Source organism: Gemmatimonas sp., assembly GCF_036405635.1.
Classification (GTDB): Bacteria; Gemmatimonadota; Gemmatimonadetes; order Gemmatimonadales; family Gemmatimonadaceae; genus Gemmatimonas.
On record NZ_DASWXE010000223.1, the window covers coordinates 1 to 18,026 of the forward strand.

At 63.9% G+C, this 18,026-nt stretch carries 22 protein-coding genes; 3 read left to right on the forward strand and 19 right to left on the reverse strand.

What is annotated here, in order from left to right; genetic code table 11:
• A partial coding sequence (locus tag VGE27_RS17520; RefSeq protein ID WP_331050973.1) for a dihydrodipicolinate synthase family protein occupies positions 1–922 on the forward strand: 922 nt, incomplete at its 5' end.
• 14 nt (positions 923–936) lie between these two features.
• On the opposite strand, the gene VGE27_RS17525 is transcribed toward VGE27_RS17520, so the two are convergent.
• The 6 genes from VGE27_RS17525 to VGE27_RS17550 form a co-directional block, all read right to left on the reverse strand.
• Complete coding sequence (locus VGE27_RS17525; RefSeq protein ID WP_331050974.1) at positions 937–2,346, reverse strand: carboxypeptidase regulatory-like domain-containing protein; 1,410 nt, start codon at positions 2,344–2,346, stop codon at positions 937–939.
• 24 nt (positions 2,347–2,370) lie between these two features.
• Entirely contained in the window at positions 2,371–3,744 is a 1,374-nt protein-coding gene (locus VGE27_RS17530) for a carboxypeptidase regulatory-like domain-containing protein (RefSeq protein ID WP_331050975.1), read from the reverse strand.
• Between the two features lie 64 nt (positions 3,745–3,808).
• The gene (locus VGE27_RS17535; protein WP_331050976.1) at positions 3,809–5,236 is read right to left on the reverse strand and encodes a carboxypeptidase regulatory-like domain-containing protein; all 1,428 of its coding nucleotides are present in this window, start codon (positions 5,234–5,236) and stop codon (positions 3,809–3,811) included.
• A gap of 87 nt (positions 5,237–5,323) precedes the next feature.
• Positions 5,324–6,760: a TIGR01777 family oxidoreductase gene (locus VGE27_RS17540; RefSeq protein ID WP_331050977.1), complete on the reverse strand. Its 1,437-nt coding sequence runs from the start codon at positions 6,758–6,760 to the stop codon at positions 5,324–5,326.
• A 28-nt stretch (positions 6,761–6,788) separates the two neighbouring features.
• Complete coding sequence (locus tag VGE27_RS17545; RefSeq protein WP_331050978.1) at positions 6,789–7,520, reverse strand: DNA-3-methyladenine glycosylase; 732 nt, start codon at positions 7,518–7,520, stop codon at positions 6,789–6,791.
• Complete coding sequence (locus tag VGE27_RS17550) at positions 7,520–7,846, reverse strand: hypothetical protein (RefSeq protein WP_331050979.1); 327 nt, start codon at positions 7,844–7,846, stop codon at positions 7,520–7,522. The genes VGE27_RS17545 and VGE27_RS17550 overlap by 1 nt, the downstream gene beginning before the upstream one ends.
• 21 nt (positions 7,847–7,867) lie before the next feature.
• Between VGE27_RS17550 and VGE27_RS17555 the strand changes: the two genes are divergently transcribed.
• Together VGE27_RS17555 and VGE27_RS17560 are read left to right on the forward strand one after the other, a co-directional pair.
• Positions 7,868–8,137, forward strand: coding sequence for a hypothetical protein (locus tag VGE27_RS17555; RefSeq protein WP_331050980.1), 270 nt, complete (start codon positions 7,868–7,870; stop codon positions 8,135–8,137).
• 68 nt (positions 8,138–8,205) lie between these two features.
• On the forward strand, positions 8,206–8,880 hold the full coding sequence (locus VGE27_RS17560; RefSeq protein ID WP_331050981.1) for a HAMP domain-containing sensor histidine kinase: 675 nt from the start codon (positions 8,206–8,208) through the stop codon (positions 8,878–8,880).
• Positions 8,881–8,972: 92 nt separating this feature from the next.
• On the opposite strand, the gene VGE27_RS17565 is transcribed toward VGE27_RS17560, so the two are convergent.
• The 13 genes from VGE27_RS17565 to fliS form a co-directional block, all read right to left on the reverse strand.
• On the reverse strand, positions 8,973–10,022 hold the full coding sequence (locus tag VGE27_RS17565) for a chemotaxis response regulator protein-glutamate methylesterase (RefSeq protein ID WP_331050982.1): 1,050 nt from the start codon (positions 10,020–10,022) through the stop codon (positions 8,973–8,975).
• The gene (locus tag VGE27_RS17570; RefSeq protein ID WP_331050983.1) at positions 10,019–10,516 is read right to left on the reverse strand and encodes a chemotaxis protein CheX; all 498 of its coding nucleotides are present in this window, start codon (positions 10,514–10,516) and stop codon (positions 10,019–10,021) included. Before VGE27_RS17570 ends, VGE27_RS17565 begins: the two co-directional genes overlap by 4 nt.
• Positions 10,464–10,892, reverse strand: a complete 429-nt coding sequence (locus tag VGE27_RS17575; RefSeq protein ID WP_331050984.1) for a response regulator — start codon at positions 10,890–10,892, stop codon at positions 10,464–10,466. The genes VGE27_RS17570 and VGE27_RS17575 overlap by 53 nt, the downstream gene beginning before the upstream one ends.
• Positions 10,893–10,907: 15 nt before the next feature.
• On the reverse strand, positions 10,908–11,420 hold the full coding sequence (locus VGE27_RS17580; RefSeq protein WP_331050985.1) for a chemotaxis protein CheD: 513 nt from the start codon (positions 11,418–11,420) through the stop codon (positions 10,908–10,910).
• 2 nt (positions 11,421–11,422) lie between these two features.
• Positions 11,423–12,262, reverse strand: a complete 840-nt coding sequence (locus VGE27_RS17585; RefSeq protein WP_331050986.1) for a protein-glutamate O-methyltransferase — start codon at positions 12,260–12,262, stop codon at positions 11,423–11,425.
• 38 nt (positions 12,263–12,300) lie between these two features.
• Entirely contained in the window at positions 12,301–12,804 is a 504-nt protein-coding gene (locus tag VGE27_RS17590) for a chemotaxis protein CheW (RefSeq protein ID WP_331050987.1), read from the reverse strand.
• Positions 12,805–12,947: 143 nt separating this feature from the next.
• Positions 12,948–15,140, reverse strand: coding sequence for a chemotaxis protein CheA (locus VGE27_RS17595; protein ID WP_331050988.1), 2,193 nt, complete (start codon positions 15,138–15,140; stop codon positions 12,948–12,950).
• Between the two features lie 196 nt (positions 15,141–15,336).
• Positions 15,337–16,014 carry a hypothetical protein gene (locus VGE27_RS17600; RefSeq protein ID WP_331050989.1) on the reverse strand — a complete coding sequence of 226 codons (678 nt, stop codon included), beginning with the start codon at positions 16,012–16,014 and terminating at the stop codon, positions 15,337–15,339.
• A gap of 10 nt (positions 16,015–16,024) precedes the next feature.
• Positions 16,025–16,396 (reverse strand): response regulator, encoded by a 372-nt coding sequence (locus VGE27_RS17605; protein ID WP_331050990.1) that lies wholly within the window; start codon positions 16,394–16,396, stop codon positions 16,025–16,027.
• A gap of 42 nt (positions 16,397–16,438) precedes the next feature.
• Complete coding sequence (locus VGE27_RS17610) at positions 16,439–16,723, reverse strand: flagellar biosynthesis anti-sigma factor FlgM (RefSeq protein WP_331050991.1); 285 nt, start codon at positions 16,721–16,723, stop codon at positions 16,439–16,441.
• A gap of 74 nt (positions 16,724–16,797) precedes the next feature.
• The gene (locus VGE27_RS17615) at positions 16,798–17,115 is read right to left on the reverse strand and encodes a hypothetical protein (protein ID WP_331050992.1); all 318 of its coding nucleotides are present in this window, start codon (positions 17,113–17,115) and stop codon (positions 16,798–16,800) included.
• A gap of 2 nt (positions 17,116–17,117) precedes the next feature.
• The gene (locus VGE27_RS17620) at positions 17,118–17,588 is read right to left on the reverse strand and encodes a hypothetical protein (protein ID WP_331050993.1); all 471 of its coding nucleotides are present in this window, start codon (positions 17,586–17,588) and stop codon (positions 17,118–17,120) included.
• 17 nt (positions 17,589–17,605) lie between these two features.
• On the reverse strand, positions 17,606–18,004 hold the full coding sequence (gene fliS / locus VGE27_RS17625; RefSeq protein WP_331050994.1) for a flagellar export chaperone FliS: 399 nt from the start codon (positions 18,002–18,004) through the stop codon (positions 17,606–17,608).
• Between the last annotated feature and the right edge of the window lie 22 nt (positions 18,005–18,026).

Sequence of the window (18,026 nt, forward strand, 5' to 3'; positions counted from 1 at the left end):
CGGCATGGCGGTGGGCGTACACACCACCGGATTTCCCATTCACGATGCCAAGATCGGGCTGTATCGGCCTGTGCTCGAGCTGGCGGCGGAGACCGCGACGAAGGCATTGGCGGGAAAGACGCGGCCGTTTGTGCGAGTGGCGGGGCTCATTGGTGACACCGCGCAGGCTCTGAAGGAAGCACAGATCGCACTGGCGCTGGGATATCATTGCGGCCTGTTGTCACTGGGTGCCTGGCGCGATGCCACCGATGCGGAGATCATCGCGCACTGTCGCCGGGTAGCGGAGGTCATTCCGCTGTTTGGGTTCTACCTGCAGCCGGCGGTGGGTGGTCGTCGCCTGAGCTACACGTTCTGGCGGGAGTTCGCCGAGATCGCGAACGTGGTGGCCATCAAGGTGGCCCCGTTCGACCGGTATGCCACACTCGATGTGGTGCGCGCGCTGGCCGATGCCGGACGTGATGACATCGCGCTCTACACAGGCAACGATGACGCCATCGTCCCCGACCTGATCACCGACGTGCCGGTCTCGAGTGGCGGCCGGGGATATACGCGGCACTTCGTGGGCGGCCTGCTGGGCCAGTGGGCCGTGTGGACGTCGCGCGCGGTGGAGATGCTGCGTGAGATTCAGGCCTGGCGGGCGAGCGGTGCCACCGCACTACCCGCGGCATGGCTCACGCGTGGTGCGGCGCTCACGATGGCCAACGCGGTGATCTTCGATGCCGCGCACGAATACCGGGGATGCCTGCCGGGCATTCTCGAGATTCTGCGCCGGCAGGGGTTGGTGCGTGGCACCTGGACCTTCGACACACACGAGCAGCTCTCGCCTGGTCAGGCCGAGCAGCTCGCGCGACTGTCGTCACTGTATCCTGAGTTGCACGATGATGCGTTCGTGGCTGCGCACCGCGATGACTGGTTGTCCTGAAGCGAGTGCCTGCCTCAGTGGGTCCAGATGACGATGGACCCGCAGTTGAGTTCCCGCACGAAGTATTCCAGTGGTGTCGTAGCGATCGAAGAATACACTTCGATACCCTTCACGTATTGGATCGGAATGAACCCCTCGAGTTCGCGGTAGGAGAATCCTCCCCGGGGGCCGTCTACACGGAACCGGATGCCATCGAGAAAGAATGCCGGGACACAAGGACCGTCGTGTCTCATGAACATCGGCATGCCGACAGTCAATCCTTGAGTGAAGCGAACACCGCGCATCGTGAGCAGTGTGCTGTTGAAGTCCAACACGCCCAGCCGCTTGATCTCTTCTTCGGTGATGAACGCACCGAAGCCCATTTTTCGGCGATCATAAAATCCGGCCAACTCGAATCCGCCCGGCCTCTGTTTTGTTGTCTTTACCGTCGCCAGTGTCTGAACCGGCGGTGCAAGAATGAACATCGTGTCGCGGATACTTCCGGTGGCGAAGTCCAGACTTTGCAGCTGCGGTGCGGAGCCAATCGCACGCACATCGATGGTGCGTGTGCCGGCCGGAACGCCGTCGAGACTGAAGGCTCCGCTGCTGTCGGCGCGCGTCACACGTCCGGTCCCCACCACACCAACCGCGGCGTAAGCAGCCGGTGAGTTGTCCGCTCGGATGACCCGACCACGCAGTGTTGCCGTGCCGAGGGCCTCGTCGCGTGGCAATAGCGTATCTGCGACGCTCACATATCGCGCGGCGGTGTCGCGGAGACTGACCCCAATCTCCGTGCGCCCCAGCAAGCGTTCATCGAGTGTGAGCCGTGCCGGACCGGCCACGACGCCATTGTGACGCGCACGAATCGACAGTGGTACCTGGGTTGGCACATTGCACAGCACGAACATGCCACGCGCATCCGATCGCGCGGCCGTCGCCACCGTCTTCGGGGTGCTCCGCCCGCTCGTGACCGTATGTTCGACCCATTCAGTTGCCACGGCGGCGCCAGCGATGGGTGTGCCGCTATCGACGTCACGCACCAGCCCGACAATCACGCCACCATCGCTGTCACGTACCTCGGTACACAGATGTGCGTACAATCGGTCCGCTGTCGGGATGGTGATATTGGCCAGCGTCGCGCGATCGCTCGTCACATCCACGGCCACCGGCGGCAGTTGCACGTCCAGTGAGTCGAGCATCGGATGCAGCACACCGATGGTTGCGCGCCCAACGGGCACACCTTCAAACCGGAACCGCCCCTGCGCATCGCTCGTGGCATAGCGATTGTGCTGGACTAGCACCACCGTCGCATGCGGTAGCGGCGGGCGCGAGCGCAGCGAGTCCACGACCACGCCTTCCACCACAGCCTGCGCCTGTGCGCGCCACGGAGACGCCGCAACGGCAAGCAGCTGAACGCCGATCAATACCAGGGAGTATCGCGTCATTGGACGGCTCTGCAATGAGGTTGATCAGTGGGTCCAGATGACAACCGACCCACAGCGTTCCGAGTGCACGTCGAATTGCGGAGGAGCCCCGGGCCCGGCATAGACTTCGATGCCTTTGATCTGATCGGGACGCACGGCAACTTCGAGGTCCGTGAATGGATACAGCACCCCGAGCATCGGCCGCGGACCATCGACCATGAACCGCACGCCGTCGACAAAGAACGCCGGGATGCATGCGCCTTGTACGCCACGAAGTTTGGGCATGCCGTTGACCATGCCGCCGTCTATTCGAATCCCACGCATGTTCAGGAACACGCCGTTGAGATCGAAAAAGCCGAACCGCTTGATCTCCTCCTCGGTGATGAACGCACCCAGTCCGATTTTCCGACGATCAAAGAAGCCGGCTGCTTCGTAGTTCGCCATACGAGGACGGGTGGTTTTCACAGTGGCCAGTGTCTGGATCGGCGGAGCCAGCATCAGCGTCGTGTCACGGACCGCACCGGTGGTGAAATCAAGACTCTGTAACTGCGGCGCCGAACCGATCGATCGCAGATCGACAGTGCGGGTTCCAGCCGGAATACCATCGAGCGCGAACACCCCGTTGCTGTCGGCACGAGTCACACGACCTGTGCCAACCACTCCAATGGCCGCAAAAGCCGCCGGCGTGCTATCAGTGCGCAATATCTTGCCGCGCAACGTAGCGGTGCCACGCATCTCATCGCGTGGCAAAAGCGAATCGACCACACGCACCTGACGTGCGGCCGTATCACGCAGACTGACGCCAATCTCCGTACGCCCCAGCAGGCGTTCATCCAGCGTGAGAAGCGCTGGCCCGGCCACGATGCCGGCATGACGGGCGCGCACCGACAGTGGAACATCGGTTGGCACATTGCACAACACGAACATGCCGCGTTCATCCGATCGCGCGGCCGTGGCAACAGCTTTGGGTGTGGAGACTCCCTTGACCACGGTGTACTCCACCCACTCCGTGGCCACCGCAGCCCCCGCAATGGGCGAGTTGTCGTCGATGTTTCGCACCCGCCCCACGATCACACCGCCATCGCTGTCACGGCCTTCGGTGCACAGGTGGGCATACAACCGGTCTGCGGGCGGGATAGTGACGTTGGCCTGCACCGCACGCTCCGTCGTCACGTTCACCGCGACCGGTGGCAGCTGCACGTCGAGCGAATCGAGCATGGGATGCAGGATACCGATGGTCGCTCGGCCCATCGGTACGCCTTCAAACCGAAACCGCCCCTGTGCATCACTCGTGGCGTAGCGGTTGTGCTCCACCAATACCACCGTGGCACTGGGCAACGGTGCGCGCGACCGCAGGGAATCCACGACCACGCCCTCGACCGTGGTCTGCGCCCGCAGCACCGCGGGGATCATCGCCATGACGACAAGGCCCGCGCATAGGATCGTATTGCGATTTTGCATGGTCAGGTCCCCGCGTATGCGGCTATCGCGTCCAGATGACGATCGATCCACAGCCCTCGAGTGCGGTATAGTCGAACTGTGCCGGGATGCCACCCGCGCTCGGATACACCTCAATCGCTTTCACCTGATCGGGGCGTACCACAGACATGAGATCCGTAAATGGAAACCTCTTGTTTGACTTGGGGTCAGGAACAGGAGAGTCCACCATGAACCGCACGCCGTCCACGAAGAAAATCGGCACGCAGCGTCCACCGATCATCCCGCGCAACATGGGCATGGTGGCCGCCTGATCTCCGGTACGACCACGCTCGATACTCACACCGCGCATGCGCGCCAGCATGTCACTCAGATTGATCGCCTGATAATTGCGCAGCTCTTCCTCAGTCGCGAACGCGCCGAACCCCATGCGCTGCCGATCAAAGAAGCCCGACGTCTCGAATCCGGAACGACGGAAGCTGGTCTCGCGCGTGGTTACCGTGGCCAACGTTTGCGCCGGAGCCGCCAGCACAATGGCCGTGTCTCGCTGTACGCCCGTGGCGAAGTGAAACGTAAGCTGCGCTGGCGCAGCGCCCACGGCGCGGACGTCTACCAAACGCGTGCCGGCCGCAATGCCGTCCAGCAGGAATCGCCCCTCCGCGTTGGCGATGGTCCGTCGTCCGCTGCCGGGTACGCCAATGACGGCACCCACACCTGGTTTTCCGTCTGCCCGCGTCACACGACCACGGAGCGTGACGGTTCCAACCACCACATGATCGGGCACAACGCTGTCCGCCACGACCATATGACTCGCTGCCGTATCGCGTCGACTCAACACAAGGTCTGCGCGTGCCAGGAGGCGATCGTCCACGGAGATGATCATGGGTCCCGCCATCGCACCGCCATGACGTGCGCGAACAGATAGCGGCACTTGCGTAGGCACATTGCACAACACGAACAGACCAGTGGAGTCGGCACGCACTGCGGTAGCCATCACCTCACTCGAAGTCTTGCCGCCGACCATGGTGTGCTCGACCCACTCCGTGGCCACGACGGCGCCACCACTCGGCGACCCATCATCCACGTCCCGCACGCGACCGATCACCACACCGCCGTCGGGAGCACGCTCCCCTGCGCACACCTGTGAATACAAACGCGCAGCGGGAGGTACCACGACATTGAGCCTCGTGGTCAGCCCAGACGCCACCTGCGCCGTGGTCGGCGGCAGTTGCAGATCGAGCGAGTCGAGCATGGGGTGCAACACGCCCACCGTGACGCGCCCATTGGGCACGCTGTCAAAACGAAAACGCCCGCGAGCATCGCTCGTGGCATAACGATTGTGCTCGACCAGGACGATCATGGCACCAGCCAGCGGCGCGCGACCGCGCAACGAGTCGAGGACTGTGCCTTCCACTCGAGTCTGTGCCTGCAGCACACCCGGAATTGCGAGTGCGATCAGCAGCAACCGTTTCATGACCTCTCCATTGCAACGAGACGGCAAGAGCCGTGCTTCCGAAATACCACCAATTCCCACGAGGCACAACTCGCGCAGGCGCCCCTCTCAGGCGTGCGCTCCGAGCTCGAACCGGAGCATCGATTCCAAGGTGGGAAAGTCCCACCGGAACCCCGCCTTCTGCAATACCGCGGGTACCACACGCTGGCTGGCCAGGACCGTGAGATCGGCCATCTCTTGGCCGAGCAGCAGGTGCAACGCAAATGCGGGCGCAGTGGCCACCGTGGGACGGCTGAGTACGTCGCCGAGGATTCTGGTGTACCCGGCATTTGTGACCGCTTCTGGACTGACGAGGTTGACCGGGCCCCGCACGTCGTCATGCATCATGCTGAAGTGCACGGCGCCGATGTGGTCGGAGAGCGCAATCGAACTCACCCACTGCGTCCCATCGCCGAGCTGACCACCAACGCCGTACCGGAACAATGGCGCCTGCTTGGCGAGTGCTCCGCCGGCCGCTCCCTGCACGATGCCCGTGCGCAAATGCACCACCCGAATGCCGGCCTTTTGGGCGGGCGCCGTCGCCCCCTCCCATAACACGCAGGTCTCGGCGAGAAAGTCATTGCCAGGCCGGCTGGATTCGTCCAGCAGCTCATCGCTGCGGCTGCCATAGATGCCAATGGCCGATCCACTGAGCAGCACCGATGGCTTGCGGTCGAGTTGGGCGAGGGTGTGTGACAGCAGGGAAGTGCCTTCCACACGACTCGATCGAATGGCCTCGCGATGGGCCTTCGTCCAGCGTTCGGCAATGGAGGCACCGGCCAGGTGCACCACCGCATCGACCCCTTCGAGCGCGCGCGGGTCGAGCTGCCCTCGCTCGGGATCCCATGCAATGTCCACCACGCCGGGACGAACTTCACCGCGACCGATGCGCAGGACTTCATGGCCACCGGTGCTGAGAAACGCCGACAGCTGTGTGCCGATGAAACCACTCGCGCCGGTGATGGCAATCCTGAGACGCGGCCGATCGGCGTACGCGGCATGCCGGGCGAGATCGTTCAGCAACAATTGATGCCGATAGGAGAAGACCCGATCCAGCGTTTCGCGCGTGTACCCACCTGCGGCGAACTCGCCCACCGCACCCAATGGGAGCCGATAGCGAATGTGGTCCTCGAGTGCGCTGCCGTTGCCATCGGACTCGAAGCGATGTGTGTGCTCCCATTCGTCGAATGGCCCTGCGAGCTGCACATCGCGGAACTGGCGATTGGCGATATAGTCGCGGTGCTCGATGTGCCAGGTGACAGGCACCGGCCCGGCGTGCATGCGCACCGTGACCTGTGCCCCATCGCGAATGCCCGGGTGTGGCGTCAGCAGCTCGGCGGGGTCCCAGGGTGGGGACAATCGCTGAAAGGCGCCAGGCCGCTCATGCCACGCGAACAGTTCCTCCACCGACACAGGAGCGTGGACCCGTTTGATGAACTCACCCTGCGCTTCGCCGGGTGTTTCGTGGTGCGCTTCGTGGTGCGCTTCGTCGTGCGCCTCGTTCATCAACGCTCCCACGTCGGAGTGTGTGTGCTCACCAGCCGCCCGCGTCCTCGAGATCGAGCACCCGCCAGCAGTACCAGCTGGCCACACTCGCCCATGGCCGCCAGGTCTTTGCGATCTTCTCCAACCTCGCCGCATCGGGCAGCGCCCGCGTGCGATAGATGCGTTGCGCCCCTTTGCGCACCCCGAGGTCCAGCACCGGCAGCACATCGGGTCGTCCAAGCCGGAACATCAGAAACATCTGCGCCGTCCACGGACCGATGCCGCGCACCGGCACGAGTGCGTCCACGATGTCCTGATCGTGCATGGCCTCGAGCCGGTCGAGTGGCAACCGTCCGTCGACTACATGCTGCGCGAGATCCTTGATGGCCCGCACTTTGGCCACCGAGAGTCCACAGGTGCGGAGCGCGTCGTCATCGATGGCGAGCACCGAATCGGGCGTGGGGTGCTCCGTCTCCACGCCCAGGTGCGCGGAGACGTGTTTCAGGAAACGACCGTGAATGGTGGCGGCGGCCGCACCGGAGAGCTGCTGATACACGATGTTCCGGGCGAGGTGCCCGAAATGTGTGCCTTCGGTACGTGGCAGGAGTGTGCACGGCCCGACGGCCGCGATGGCTGCCGCCAGCTTGGCATCCCGTGCCGACAGCTGGGCCACCGCATCCGCCAATCGCTCAGTGGTGAGCGCCTCAGCAACCAACAACGATGAAGCGGCCTTGGAGGCCGCTGGTGAAACACTCGACCGCTTCTTCGCGGCAGGTGACATTACATCTTGGAGGTGAACATGATGTGCGCCTTGGCAGTGCCAGGGAGCATCAGCCACGGCTTGGTGTCTGACGGAGTGGTCGACAGACCGGTGCTCTGCGGCGTGGCGAAGGGGATGTACACCACGAACAGGTTGCGGCCGTTCTTCACCGAGTTGGACGCGGCGTCATACGCGTCCTTGGCCCCGAAGATCTGATACAGCGCGGCTGGCTGCGTCGGCATCTTGATCTTGCCGGTTTTCACTTCGGCAAACCGCACCGTGTCCACCTGGGCACCGGTAGTTCCCTGCAGGCGGAGGGCACGCCCACGAGCCATGAAGGGGTCCATGGAGTCCGCATAACAGGACACATGGAACTGCTCCTCGGCTGGATCATCGGCCAGACACAGCATCCCGTTTCGGGTTGGGCGGAGAACTTCGAGTTTTCCGACCGTCTTATACCCGAGGACGCCTGCGCCGTCCCGCATTTCCGGGGGCAGTGCCAGGATGGCGGCTGCGATCTGTTCGGCGGCCGGTGGCGCCTTCTGGGCGGCGGCGGACGACAGGGGCAGGATCAGGGCCGCGAAAGCGATGCTGAGGCTGTGAAGCACGGGGCGTGCGGCGGGAAAGGGCACGTCTAACTCCAGGAAAAGAGGCCGACTGACGACGCTGTTGGTTGGGCTGCCAGATGCCATATTCTACGGACTATATGCCGTCTCCCACAAATGCCGCATCCAACGAGACGCTCGTGCGTTTCGCGAGGCGCATTTCGCATGACCTGAACAATTTTTCCACGGTCGTGCGGACGTACAGCGAACTGTTGCTGTCGGAGCTGCCCCCTGATTCGTCCACGTATGCTGACGTGAGCGAGATCCAGCGAGCTGCAGAGAGCATGGTGCAGTACCTGGCGCGCGTCACCCGGTTTGCCCGCGCTGGCGCCATGCGCCGCGTGCCGATGGACGTGAGCAGCGGTATTGCCGAAGCGGTGGAACAGTTCGGTCGGGAACAGCCGTCCCGCGAAGTATCCATGTCGCTCGCAGCCGGCGCGTCCATTGCCGCCGACCCACTGTGGTGGCGCGATGTCATGGCCGAAGTGCTGCTCAATGCCCACGAGGCGGCTCCTTCGGGCTCGCGGATCGTGGTGGCGGTGCAGGCACTGGGCGAGCGCGTCGAAGTCACGGTCACCGACGAAGGCAATGGCGTGTCCTCCTCCCTGGGCGATCAGGTGATGGAACCGTTCGTATCGGGCAAGCAGGGTGTGCGCGGCGCCGGCATCGGACTGGCCCTCGTGGCTGCATTCCTCGAAGCGGTGAGCGGATCGATCTCCTTCGACCGGGAAGACGGGCGCACCACCGTGCGCATGGAGATTCCGGCCGTACGCTGATGCACTCTTAGCGCTGCGTTGCCTGTGCACCCAAAGAAAAACGCGGCGACCAGACCGGTCGCCGCGTTTTCTTTTCACCAACTGTATTCGCCTCAGACGCCGGCGGTCACGACACTGCGTGACTTGACCGCCGACAGCAGCGCGTCGGCGACTTCGCCAAGCGGCAACACGTCCACCGCGGCATCGAGCTTCACGGCTTCGCGCGGCATGCCATACACCACGCAGGTGTCTTCATTCTGCGCCACCGTGTAGGCGCCCGCTTCGCGCATGGCGAGCAGGCCCTTCGCTCCATCAGCCCCCATGCCGGTGAGCACCGCGCCCACCGCATTGCGACCGGCGCTGCGTGCGACGCTCTGAAACAGCACGTCCACCGCCGGACGCTGATGGTGCACCTTGGGCCCATCCTTCACGCGGCACACCCATCGGGCACCACTGGCCTGCAATACGAGATGCTTGCCGCCCGGCGCCACCAGCGCGAGCCCGGATACGAGATAGTCGCCGTCCTTCGCTTCCTGCACGCGGATAGAGCACACCGAATCGAGACGCTTGGCAAACGACGCCGTGAAGTGCTCCGGCATGTGCTGCACGATGACGGTGCCCGGCGCATCGACCGGAAAGCGTCGGAGCACCTGTTCGAGGGCCTGCGTGCCACCGGTGGACGCGCCCAGCGCGATCACCTTATTGGTGGCATCGAACGTGGCGATGGCCGGACGTGCGTTGGCCGGCTCCGCGCTCTCGATCCGACGCACCACACGCGCCTGTGCGGCCGTGCGCACGGCACGCGCGAGCTCTTCCACGATATCGCTCGCGCCCAGCGACGAGCCGGGCTTGGCGATCACTTCCACGGCGCCAAGCGCGAGGGCGCGCAGGGCGGTTTCGCTGTTCTGCGGCGTGAGCGAGCTGCACACCACCACCGGCAGCGGGAAGTGCCGCATGAGCTTGGACAGGAACGACAACCCATCCATGCGCGGCATTTCGATGTCGAGCGTGATGACATCCGGCTTGAGCTGCGCAATGCGCTCGCGGGCGACATAGGGGTCGGTGGCAGTGCCCACCACCTCGATGTCGTCGTGCTTCGAAAGCGCCTCGCTCAGAATGCGCCGGACCAGCGCCGAATCATCAACTACCAGAACCCGGATCACGCCGCAGCAACCGCCTGCGCCGGATTCGTGTTGACATGCAGTGCGGTGAAGAGATAGAGCCGCGTTTCCACGCGCCCTTCCTCCACGCCGATCTCCACGCGCGCGACCGGCTCATCGTGATCACGGGACGGCAGCGCGCCACCCTCGTGCACCACGGGAGCCGCCAGGTTGAACACCACGTCCGAACCGGCGATGAGCGGCAGGACGTTGCCACAAATGACATTGGCGATCTCGCCCAGTGCATCGCGCTGCAGCGGCAGGTGACGCGACTGGTCAGCGCCCAGCATGTTGGCCGCAATGGCCGGCAGCACGACGCTGGAGGCGCGTACCACCAGACGACCAATCAACGGGCCGCGGAATTCCACGGACACCGCCACATCGAGCGGCGCCGCTGCCTGTTCACGCGTCGGCTCCATCTCGGGGAAGAGGAGCGCGAGCTCCTCAAAAGTCGCTGTCGTCGCTCGCGACAGGGACCGGACCGTAGTATTCGACATCGGTGACTCCCGTAATACGCAGAATGGTGTCGCGCAGGGTCTCCGGCGCGAACGGCTTGCGGACGATCGCGGCGCCGAGTTCCTGCAGCGCCTGCAATCGCGTTTCACTGCCTTCCGTGGAAACCACGATCACCGGCAGTTGCTCCGTCTCAGAATTGGCGCGCAGACGCCGCAGCATCTCCTCGCCATTCATGACGGGCATGTTGATATCCAGCAGCAGCAGGTCCACCCACTGCTCCTGCAACGTGAAGAGTCCCTCTTCTCCGTTGCCGGCCTCGAGGACCTCGCCAAGAGGCAGCCCGCTCATGCGCAGGGTTCGGACGACCATCTGCCTCATGACGGCGCTGTCGTCCACTACAAGTACGTTGAAGGCCATGCGTCAATCCGCTCGTCAGAGCTTGCTTTCAGTGCCGTTGATCTTGAGCGTGACCTCACCCGAGGCCACATCCACCCACATTGTGCGCGAAGTCTGAACACCGCCCGTATCATGGGCGTGCACCATCACACCGTTCTTCCACAGGAGCTTTCGCAGGGCGATCATGTTGCGCTTGCCGATCTGGAACCGGTCGTCTTCCTCACGGGCTCCGGCATGCGCACCACCCGCCACTTTCACCTGCATGCGCTCTTTGCGCGCACCAAGCTTGTAGCACTCCTTGAACAGCATCGGCACACCACTGTCCACGAACATCGCCGGCTTGTCCTGCATCTTCACCGGGTCGATCGTTCCGGTCGGCAGCATCACGTGCAACATGCCCGCGACACCTGCCACCGGATCGTGGATCACGATCCCCAGGCAACTGCCCAGGGCATACGTGATGATACGTTCACCTGCGGTGTTCGAAACCTTGAGGTCAGCGACGCCGACCACGCGCTCCACGGCTTTCGCCGGCGCGATGATTCCCATGTTTACTTGACATAGACCGCGGGCTGCACATACCGGAAACGGTGCGTGAGGCCGGTGAGACTCTCCGAATGTCCGACAAAGAGATGGCCACCGGGACGCAACAGCGCCCAGTAGCGCTCCACCAGCTGTTGCTGCGTGGCCTTGTCGAAGTAAATCATGACATTCCGGCAGAGAATGGCATCGAACGGTCCCTGCATCGGCCACCGTTCCATCAGATTCAGCTTCGCAAACTGGACCAGCTTGCGCAGTGAACGATCTGCTTCGCAGACGGCACGACCCGTCGCGTCCTGCTTGTGTGACCAGTACCTCTGCATCCAGGCCGAGGGCACATCGTCCATCTGCTCGGCGGGGTATACACCGGCCTTGGCCTGCGCGAGCACGCGATGACTGATGTCCGTGGCGAGGATGCGCACATCGCGTGAGGCGATGTCACGGAAGCCCTCGTTGCACAGCATGGCCAGCGTGTACGGCTCTTCGCCCGAGGAACACCCGGCGCTCCAGATGCGCACGGCGCCATTCAGGTTCGGAAAGACTTCGTCGCGCAGGAAATCGAAGTGCGAGGATTCCCGGAGGAAGCTCGTCTTGTTCGTCGTGAGCACGTCGATCATCTCGGCGAATTCACGACGCGACGTGTCGCGCTCCACATACGTGAGATACGCGTCGAAGTCGGGCAACTGGAGCTTGCGCAGCCGCTTGGTCAGGCGCGCCCGCACCAGGCCTTCCTTGCCTTCCCGCATCCGGATCCCGGCATGCTCATGGAGCATGCGCGTGATCCGGGAGAACTGCCCGGCAGTGAGTTCACACTCCGAGAGAAAACCGGTCGGTGACACGGTCACGGACATTTTTATGAGGTCCAGCGAACAGCGTGAATACCGCGCACTCAGTCGGCGTGCGCCTGGGCCGCTTCGAGCGCGGCGATTTCAGAGGTGGCCAGCACCTTGTCGATGTCGAGCAGCAGCTTCACGCGGCCACCGGCCTTGCCGATACCGAGCAGGAACTCGGTGCGGATGCCGGCGCCGAACGTCGGAGCATCTTCGATGTCCGCTTCCGCAATCGCCACGACTTCGCTCACGCGGTCGACGACGATGCCCGTCTGCACACCCTTCATCTGCACAACGATGATGCAGCTTTCGCCGCTCTCGCCGTCCATGCCGAACTTGCTGCGCAGATCGGTGATCGGGATGACCTTGCCGCGGAGATTGATGACGCCCCGTACGAACTCGGGCATGCGTGGCACACGCGTGATCGGCTGCATGCCGATGATCTCACTGACCTTCAGGATCTCCAGGCCGTACTCTTCGCCCGCGAGGAAGAACGTCAGGTACTTGCCGGCACGCGACAGCGTGGCGGTGGCATTGTCGGACTGCGAGAGCTGCGAACTCATGGCGAACTCGATTGAGATTGGGAACCGGGGCACGCACGGCCCCGGACCTGTGAGTATCGGCGCCCCGGCGGCGGAGCTTCAATACAGCGTTTCATACGTCGACGCGGCCGTCACATCGCGGTCATGCGGCCGCACAACTGATGTCAGGCGGCGACCCGGCGGATGCTGCTGCCGTCGTCCGTCTGGACGAGCGACAGCGTTTCATTCACGTCGAGAATCAGGCCCACACGGCCGTCGCCCAGGATGGCACCACCGCTGACGCCCGGCACCTTACCGAGGCCATCGCCGAGCGTCTTCGCGACGACTTGCTGCTGCCCGAGCAGGTCGTCCACAAGCAGTGCGGTCCGGCGGTTGCCGTCGCCGACAATCATGAGCAGGCCTTCCAGCGGCGACTGCACGGAATCGTCCACACCGAAGAGCCGGTGCAGACGCACGATCGGCATCAGCTCGCCGCGCAACAACACCATCTCGCCCTTGCCGGCGACCGTGGAGAGCATGGACTGCTCGGGACGGAAGCTCATGTGGATGTGGGTGAGCGGCACGATGAAACGCTCTTCCCCCACGCGCACCAGCATGCCATCGGTCACGGCCAACGTGAGCGGCAAGCGAATGGCGAACGTCGTGCCCTGTCCGGGCGCCGACGTGATGTCGATGCGGCCGCGGATGGCCTCGAGATTCCGGCGGACGACGTCCATGCCCACGCCACGACCCGAGATGTCCGTCACCTTTTCCGCCGTCGAGAAGCCCGGCGCGAAGATCAGGTTGAAGACATCGCTGTCCGTCATACCCTTGTCACTCTCGATGAGCTTCTTCTCGAGGCCCTTCTTCACGATCTTCTCGCGATGCAGGCCACGACCATCGTCGATGAGCTCGACGACCACGTTGCCCGAGGCGTGGTAGGCACGCAGGCGCACGATACCCATCGGCGTCTTGCCATTGGCCTGACGCTCCGTCGGCGGCTCGACACCGTGGTCGACCGCGTTGCGCACCATGTGCACCAGCGGATCACTCAGACGATCGACCATGTTGCGATCGATTTCCACGTCGTCGCCTTCGGTGATGAACTGCACCGTCTTGCCGGCCTTCGCCGCCGTATCGCGCACGACGCGCGCCAGCTTCTGGAAGGTCGGACGCAGCGGCACCATGCGCATGGACATGGACAGGTCCTGCAGTTCCCGCACGATCTTGCCGGCGTGTGTGACCTTGCGCTGCAGCTCATACTGCGTGCTGCTGTCGATGGAATCATCGCCGGCAATCATCGACTGCGCGATCACCAGCTCGCCGACCATATCGATGAGGCGGTCGAGACGATCGGTGCGCACGCGAATGGTGGCATCGCCGTTGGCATTGGCATCGGAGCGCGCCTTGGCGCTCGCGGCCTGACTGCTGGCGGCGGCCGCGTCGGCTTCACTGTCACGCGTGACCGGGAAGATGTCATCGGCGGTCGTGGCGTCGAGCGCCACGCCGTTGCCATCACGCGCCGGATCGTAGCTGGCGACCGCGTCCTTGAGCTCGTCGTAGCCAGCGGGCAGCCAGGTGCGCCCATCGGTCGCGAGTGCCTTCTCCACGGCCGACAGCAGGTCCTTCAGCATGTCCACCGAGCGCAGCGAAAGGTCCGCGCAGCCACGCGTGTAGGAGATTTCCTTGTCGCGCACCCGGCTCAGCAATGATTCCGCTTCGTGTGCGAACTCGGCGACCCGCGTCAGCCCCAGAAACGCCGACGTACCCTTCACCGTGTGGAAGGCACGGAAGACCGTGTTGACGGCTTCTTCGTCAGTGGGATTCTCCTCGAGCTGCAGCAGTGCGGCTTCGGAGTTGGTGACGCACTCGCCGCTCTCGGCGATGAAGTCGGAGAGCAGATCCCGGTCGACATCGTCGGCCAGGCGTTCTTCAGCAGCGGTGCGCTTGGCTGACGACGGCGCAGCGGGTGCCGCGGATGCGACAGGGGCGGCAGCGGCCGCGATCACCGGCTCGATGTCCTGCACCGACGACGTCGCACCGGACGCGATGGCGATGCCAACCGCGCCCCCCACCGTGCTCGCCATGGCCTGCGCCACGGGAGCGGGCGAACCGCCCTCCTTCTCCACCACCTTCATGGCCTCTTCGATGGCCTGGCCGACCTCCGAGAACGCGGTTTGTGCATCAGCGGCGGAGCCATTGACCACGGTGCCGAGCACACGCGCAGCACGGGCGACGAACGGTTGTGCGCGGAGCGGTACACGATTCTCGAAGGCGAGATCGGTGAGCGCGTCGCGCAGCACGGCCAGGTCGGCAAGATCAGTCGCCTCCAGCTGCATCAGCAGCGTGGCGGCATCATCGAGATTCAGTGGAGACACGGGGGAACCGTCGGAAGGGCTCATTGGATTGCGATGCCGATCATGGCATTCGCGACCTCTCCGAGTATCGGTCGACACTGCTCACAGGTTTACCGCATCATGTCATTGATCCACGCGGGCAATGCGCCTGCAACGCACGCGGCCCGCCTCCCCAAGGGGAGACGGGCCGCTGCAAACTCTGACGCAACCGGAAGGGTTACGCGGCCGGTGCCTTGACACTCGTGAACAACTCGTCGGCCAGGGCCTGACGGCCTTCGGCGTTGCGGGTCGTCGCGTTCGGGTCGTACGTCTTCTCGTCCGGCGCACCGCTCACCCGAAGGGTGTGCGTGAAGTCGACGTTGTGATCGAACAGACGAGCGACTTCGAGCAGACGCTCTTCCATATCGACCAGCACCGAGGACGCATGCGCCAGCTGCTGCGACGTGATGTCCTGGAACTGCAGCGCGCCCATCATGAGGAACAGCTCGTCGCGCAGCGTGGCCCGGATACCCGAGGCTTTCTCACGATCCGGAGCGGCGTCCGCATCGATCGCGTCGAGTTCGTCCACCATCTGCGTCGCGCGGTCACACGCATCCATGATGTTGATCGCCGCATCTTCGGTCGCGGAGGTCACTTCACGGATCTTTTCGTGCGTCGTCTGGAGTCGCTCCAGCGCAGTCGTCTGCAGGGCGGCGCGACTCTCGCGAAGACGAGCGAGGACGTTGAGAATCTGCGCGTTCGCCTGCTCGAGAATGTTGGGCAAGTCGGCGAGGGAGATTGTGGGCACAGCGGGGCTCACGTCTCGCACGTCGTGCAGGCCCGACAGCTCCTGGTCGACGAGGCGGAGCGCGGCCTCGGATTCATACAGCACTTCATGCGCACGCGAACTGGTCATTGATCGATCCTCAGGCTGCGGCAGCCGGCAGGAGCGCGTCGATCTTCTCCTTCAGCACCTGCGGCGTGAACGGCTTGACGATGTAGTTGTTGACACCCGCTTCCATCGCCGTGAGGATGTCTTCCTTCACGGAACGCGCGGTCACCATCAGCACGGGCACGTGGCGACCATCGTCACGAGAACGAAGCACCTTGGTGAACTCGGTTCCCGTCATGTTCGGCATGTTCCAGTCGGTGATGATGAACTTGACGGAACTGTCGAACTTGGCGAGCGCTTCCTGCCCATCACCGGCTTCGACCGTGTCGTTGAACCCGATCCGCTGGAGCGAATTGATGACGATGCGACGCATGGTCGCAGAGTCGTCCACCACAAGGAACTTCATGCCGCCAATCTCCTGAGCAGGCCGGGATGAGTGGCGTGGCGACTACAGGTCGCCACGCGTCAGAATGCGTCGGGCGACCTGGTCCACCACATCGAGGGTGTTGTAGGCGCCGGACAGAACTTTCTCTCGCAATTCAGCCACCCGTTCCGGGTCGATGGCCTCACGCTGTTCCGCGTTCAGGCGACGACCAGCGTCCGAGATCTGGACTGAATCCGACTTGACCGGCCGGACGGCCGGGGACTGCGCGACTTCCTGAGCCGGACGCTGAACGGTCGAGGGATTGACCGGCGTCGTACGCAGGGAGTCGATGTAACTGTTGATTTTCATAAAGGATCCTCCTCCTCTACTAGGAGACTATCGGCATCCCGGGCCAGTAACTTTACTGGTCCGGATATTCCATGTTACGGAACGCGACGTCCCTGTCGCTTCGAAGAAGCTCCGGGCCCCTGCACCACCGGTGCCTGTTCGGCTGGCCGTGCGGGGAAACGGATATCGAGGGTGGGAGGCGGCGCTTCCGGCGCCACCTGGTCCTGCTGGTACTGCGCATGAGCCCCGGTTGGCCACGGTCGGGATTCTCCCCGCGTGGCCAGTACCGCAGCCTGAAGCCGGAGTTGCTCGACTTCGTCGAACTCCAGCAATGCTTCCTCAGCCGCGGCCGCATCGAGTTCGTCCAGCTTCTCCTGGAGAAGCTGCCCGAAACGCTCCGGCGCGGCCGCCATGATCAACGCACCCGGTCGACCAGACGAGTGGTCGGCGATGCGGCATACCCGACATTGGCATGGGCAGCACGCTGGACGGAGTCCAGTTCCATCCGGATCTCCTCCACGCGCGCGGCAACCCGGGCCGCAAGGTCGAGCGTGACCCGCTGGGTGGTGCTGACCGCGGCACAGACTTCGGCGACCAGTTCATCCGCATCGTCCACCACCCGTTCGGTGGCGGCATACAGCGCGCTGTCGGCGGTCGGCCGCTCATACCGCAGGATGGCCAATTGCTCGGCCAGGTCCTGCATGATCTCGTCCCGCTGTTCGAGCAACGCCATCAGCCGATGCTCTTCTGCAGACGAGACCTGCCCCGCTTCGCGCGCGAGCGCGTCGGCGTTGGCACACAATGACAGCGCCTGCTTCGCCGCCGAATGGCGACGATCCGAGCGGCTGCCTGAGGCCGTCGTTCCGCGAGATGAACCGAACATCATGGACGGGATCTTTCGGCTCAGGCGGTCTTGAGGCGCTGCGCGGCCAACTGCCGCTCCGCACCGACAAAGCCGTCGCGCAGGTTTGTGGCGATGTGAATGAGCTGCCCCATCACCTTGAGATCGCCACGCATGCCCACGTCCACCAGCTCGACGAGCATCACCTGATACATGCCGGCCAGGTCGACGCCAAGCGCGCCACCCTTTTCGACGTCGAGTGTGGTGAGCAATTCGGTCACCAAGCCGCGCGCCCGCCGCAGTGCAACAACGCGCAACTCGATGTCCTTGCGCTCGATCGCGATACGCGCGCGTTCGAGATTCACAACCAACTGCTCGAAAACGATGCAGACCAACTTTTCCGGAGACGCGGCGTGGACTTCCATGTCGCGATAGTTGGACTGCAGTGTGGTGTATGACATGCGACGCAAGCGGGAAGCGGGT

Bases quoted from the DNA above. Each gene is read 5' to 3' on its own strand.
- VGE27_RS17525 (WP_331050974.1), bottom strand. From the start codon at position 2,346: ATGACGCGATACTCCCTGGTATTGATCGGCGTTCAGCTGCTTGCCGTT.
- VGE27_RS17530 (WP_331050975.1), bottom strand. From the start codon at position 3,744: ATGGCGATGATCCCCGCGGTGCTGCGGGCGCAGACCACGGTCGAGGGC.
- VGE27_RS17535 (WP_331050976.1), bottom strand. From the start codon at position 5,236: ATGAAACGGTTGCTGCTGATCGCACTCGCAATTCCGGGTGTGCTGCAG.
- VGE27_RS17540 (WP_331050977.1), bottom strand. From the start codon at position 6,760: ATGAACGAGGCGCACGACGAAGCGCACCACGAAGCGCACCACGAAACA.
- VGE27_RS17545 (WP_331050978.1), bottom strand. From the start codon at position 7,520: ATGTCACCTGCCGCGAAGAAGCGGTCGAGTGTTTCACCAGCGGCCTCC.
- VGE27_RS17550 (WP_331050979.1), bottom strand. From the start codon at position 7,846: ATGGACCCCTTCATGGCTCGTGGGCGTGCCCTCCGCCTGCAGGGAACT.
- VGE27_RS17555 (WP_331050980.1), top strand. From the start codon at position 7,868: ATGGAACTGCTCCTCGGCTGGATCATCGGCCAGACACAGCATCCCGTT.
- VGE27_RS17560 (WP_331050981.1), top strand. From the start codon at position 8,206: ATGCCGTCTCCCACAAATGCCGCATCCAACGAGACGCTCGTGCGTTTC.
- VGE27_RS17570 (WP_331050983.1), bottom strand. From the start codon at position 10,516: ATGTCGAATACTACGGTCCGGTCCCTGTCGCGAGCGACGACAGCGACT.
- VGE27_RS17575 (WP_331050984.1), bottom strand. From the start codon at position 10,892: ATGGCCTTCAACGTACTTGTAGTGGACGACAGCGCCGTCATGAGGCAG.
- VGE27_RS17580 (WP_331050985.1), bottom strand. From the start codon at position 11,420: ATGGGAATCATCGCGCCGGCGAAAGCCGTGGAGCGCGTGGTCGGCGTC.
- VGE27_RS17585 (WP_331050986.1), bottom strand. From the start codon at position 12,262: ATGTCCGTGACCGTGTCACCGACCGGTTTTCTCTCGGAGTGTGAACTC.
- VGE27_RS17590 (WP_331050987.1), bottom strand. From the start codon at position 12,804: ATGAGTTCGCAGCTCTCGCAGTCCGACAATGCCACCGCCACGCTGTCG.
- VGE27_RS17600 (WP_331050989.1), bottom strand. From the start codon at position 16,014: ATGACCAGTTCGCGTGCGCATGAAGTGCTGTATGAATCCGAGGCCGCG.
- VGE27_RS17605 (WP_331050990.1), bottom strand. From the start codon at position 16,396: ATGAAGTTCCTTGTGGTGGACGACTCTGCGACCATGCGTCGCATCGTC.
- VGE27_RS17610 (WP_331050991.1), bottom strand. From the start codon at position 16,723: ATGAAAATCAACAGTTACATCGACTCCCTGCGTACGACGCCGGTCAAT.
- VGE27_RS17615 (WP_331050992.1), bottom strand. From the start codon at position 17,115: ATGGCGGCCGCGCCGGAGCGTTTCGGGCAGCTTCTCCAGGAGAAGCTG.
- VGE27_RS17620 (WP_331050993.1), bottom strand. From the start codon at position 17,588: ATGATGTTCGGTTCATCTCGCGGAACGACGGCCTCAGGCAGCCGCTCG.
- fliS (WP_331050994.1), bottom strand. From the start codon at position 18,004: ATGTCATACACCACACTGCAGTCCAACTATCGCGACATGGAAGTCCAC.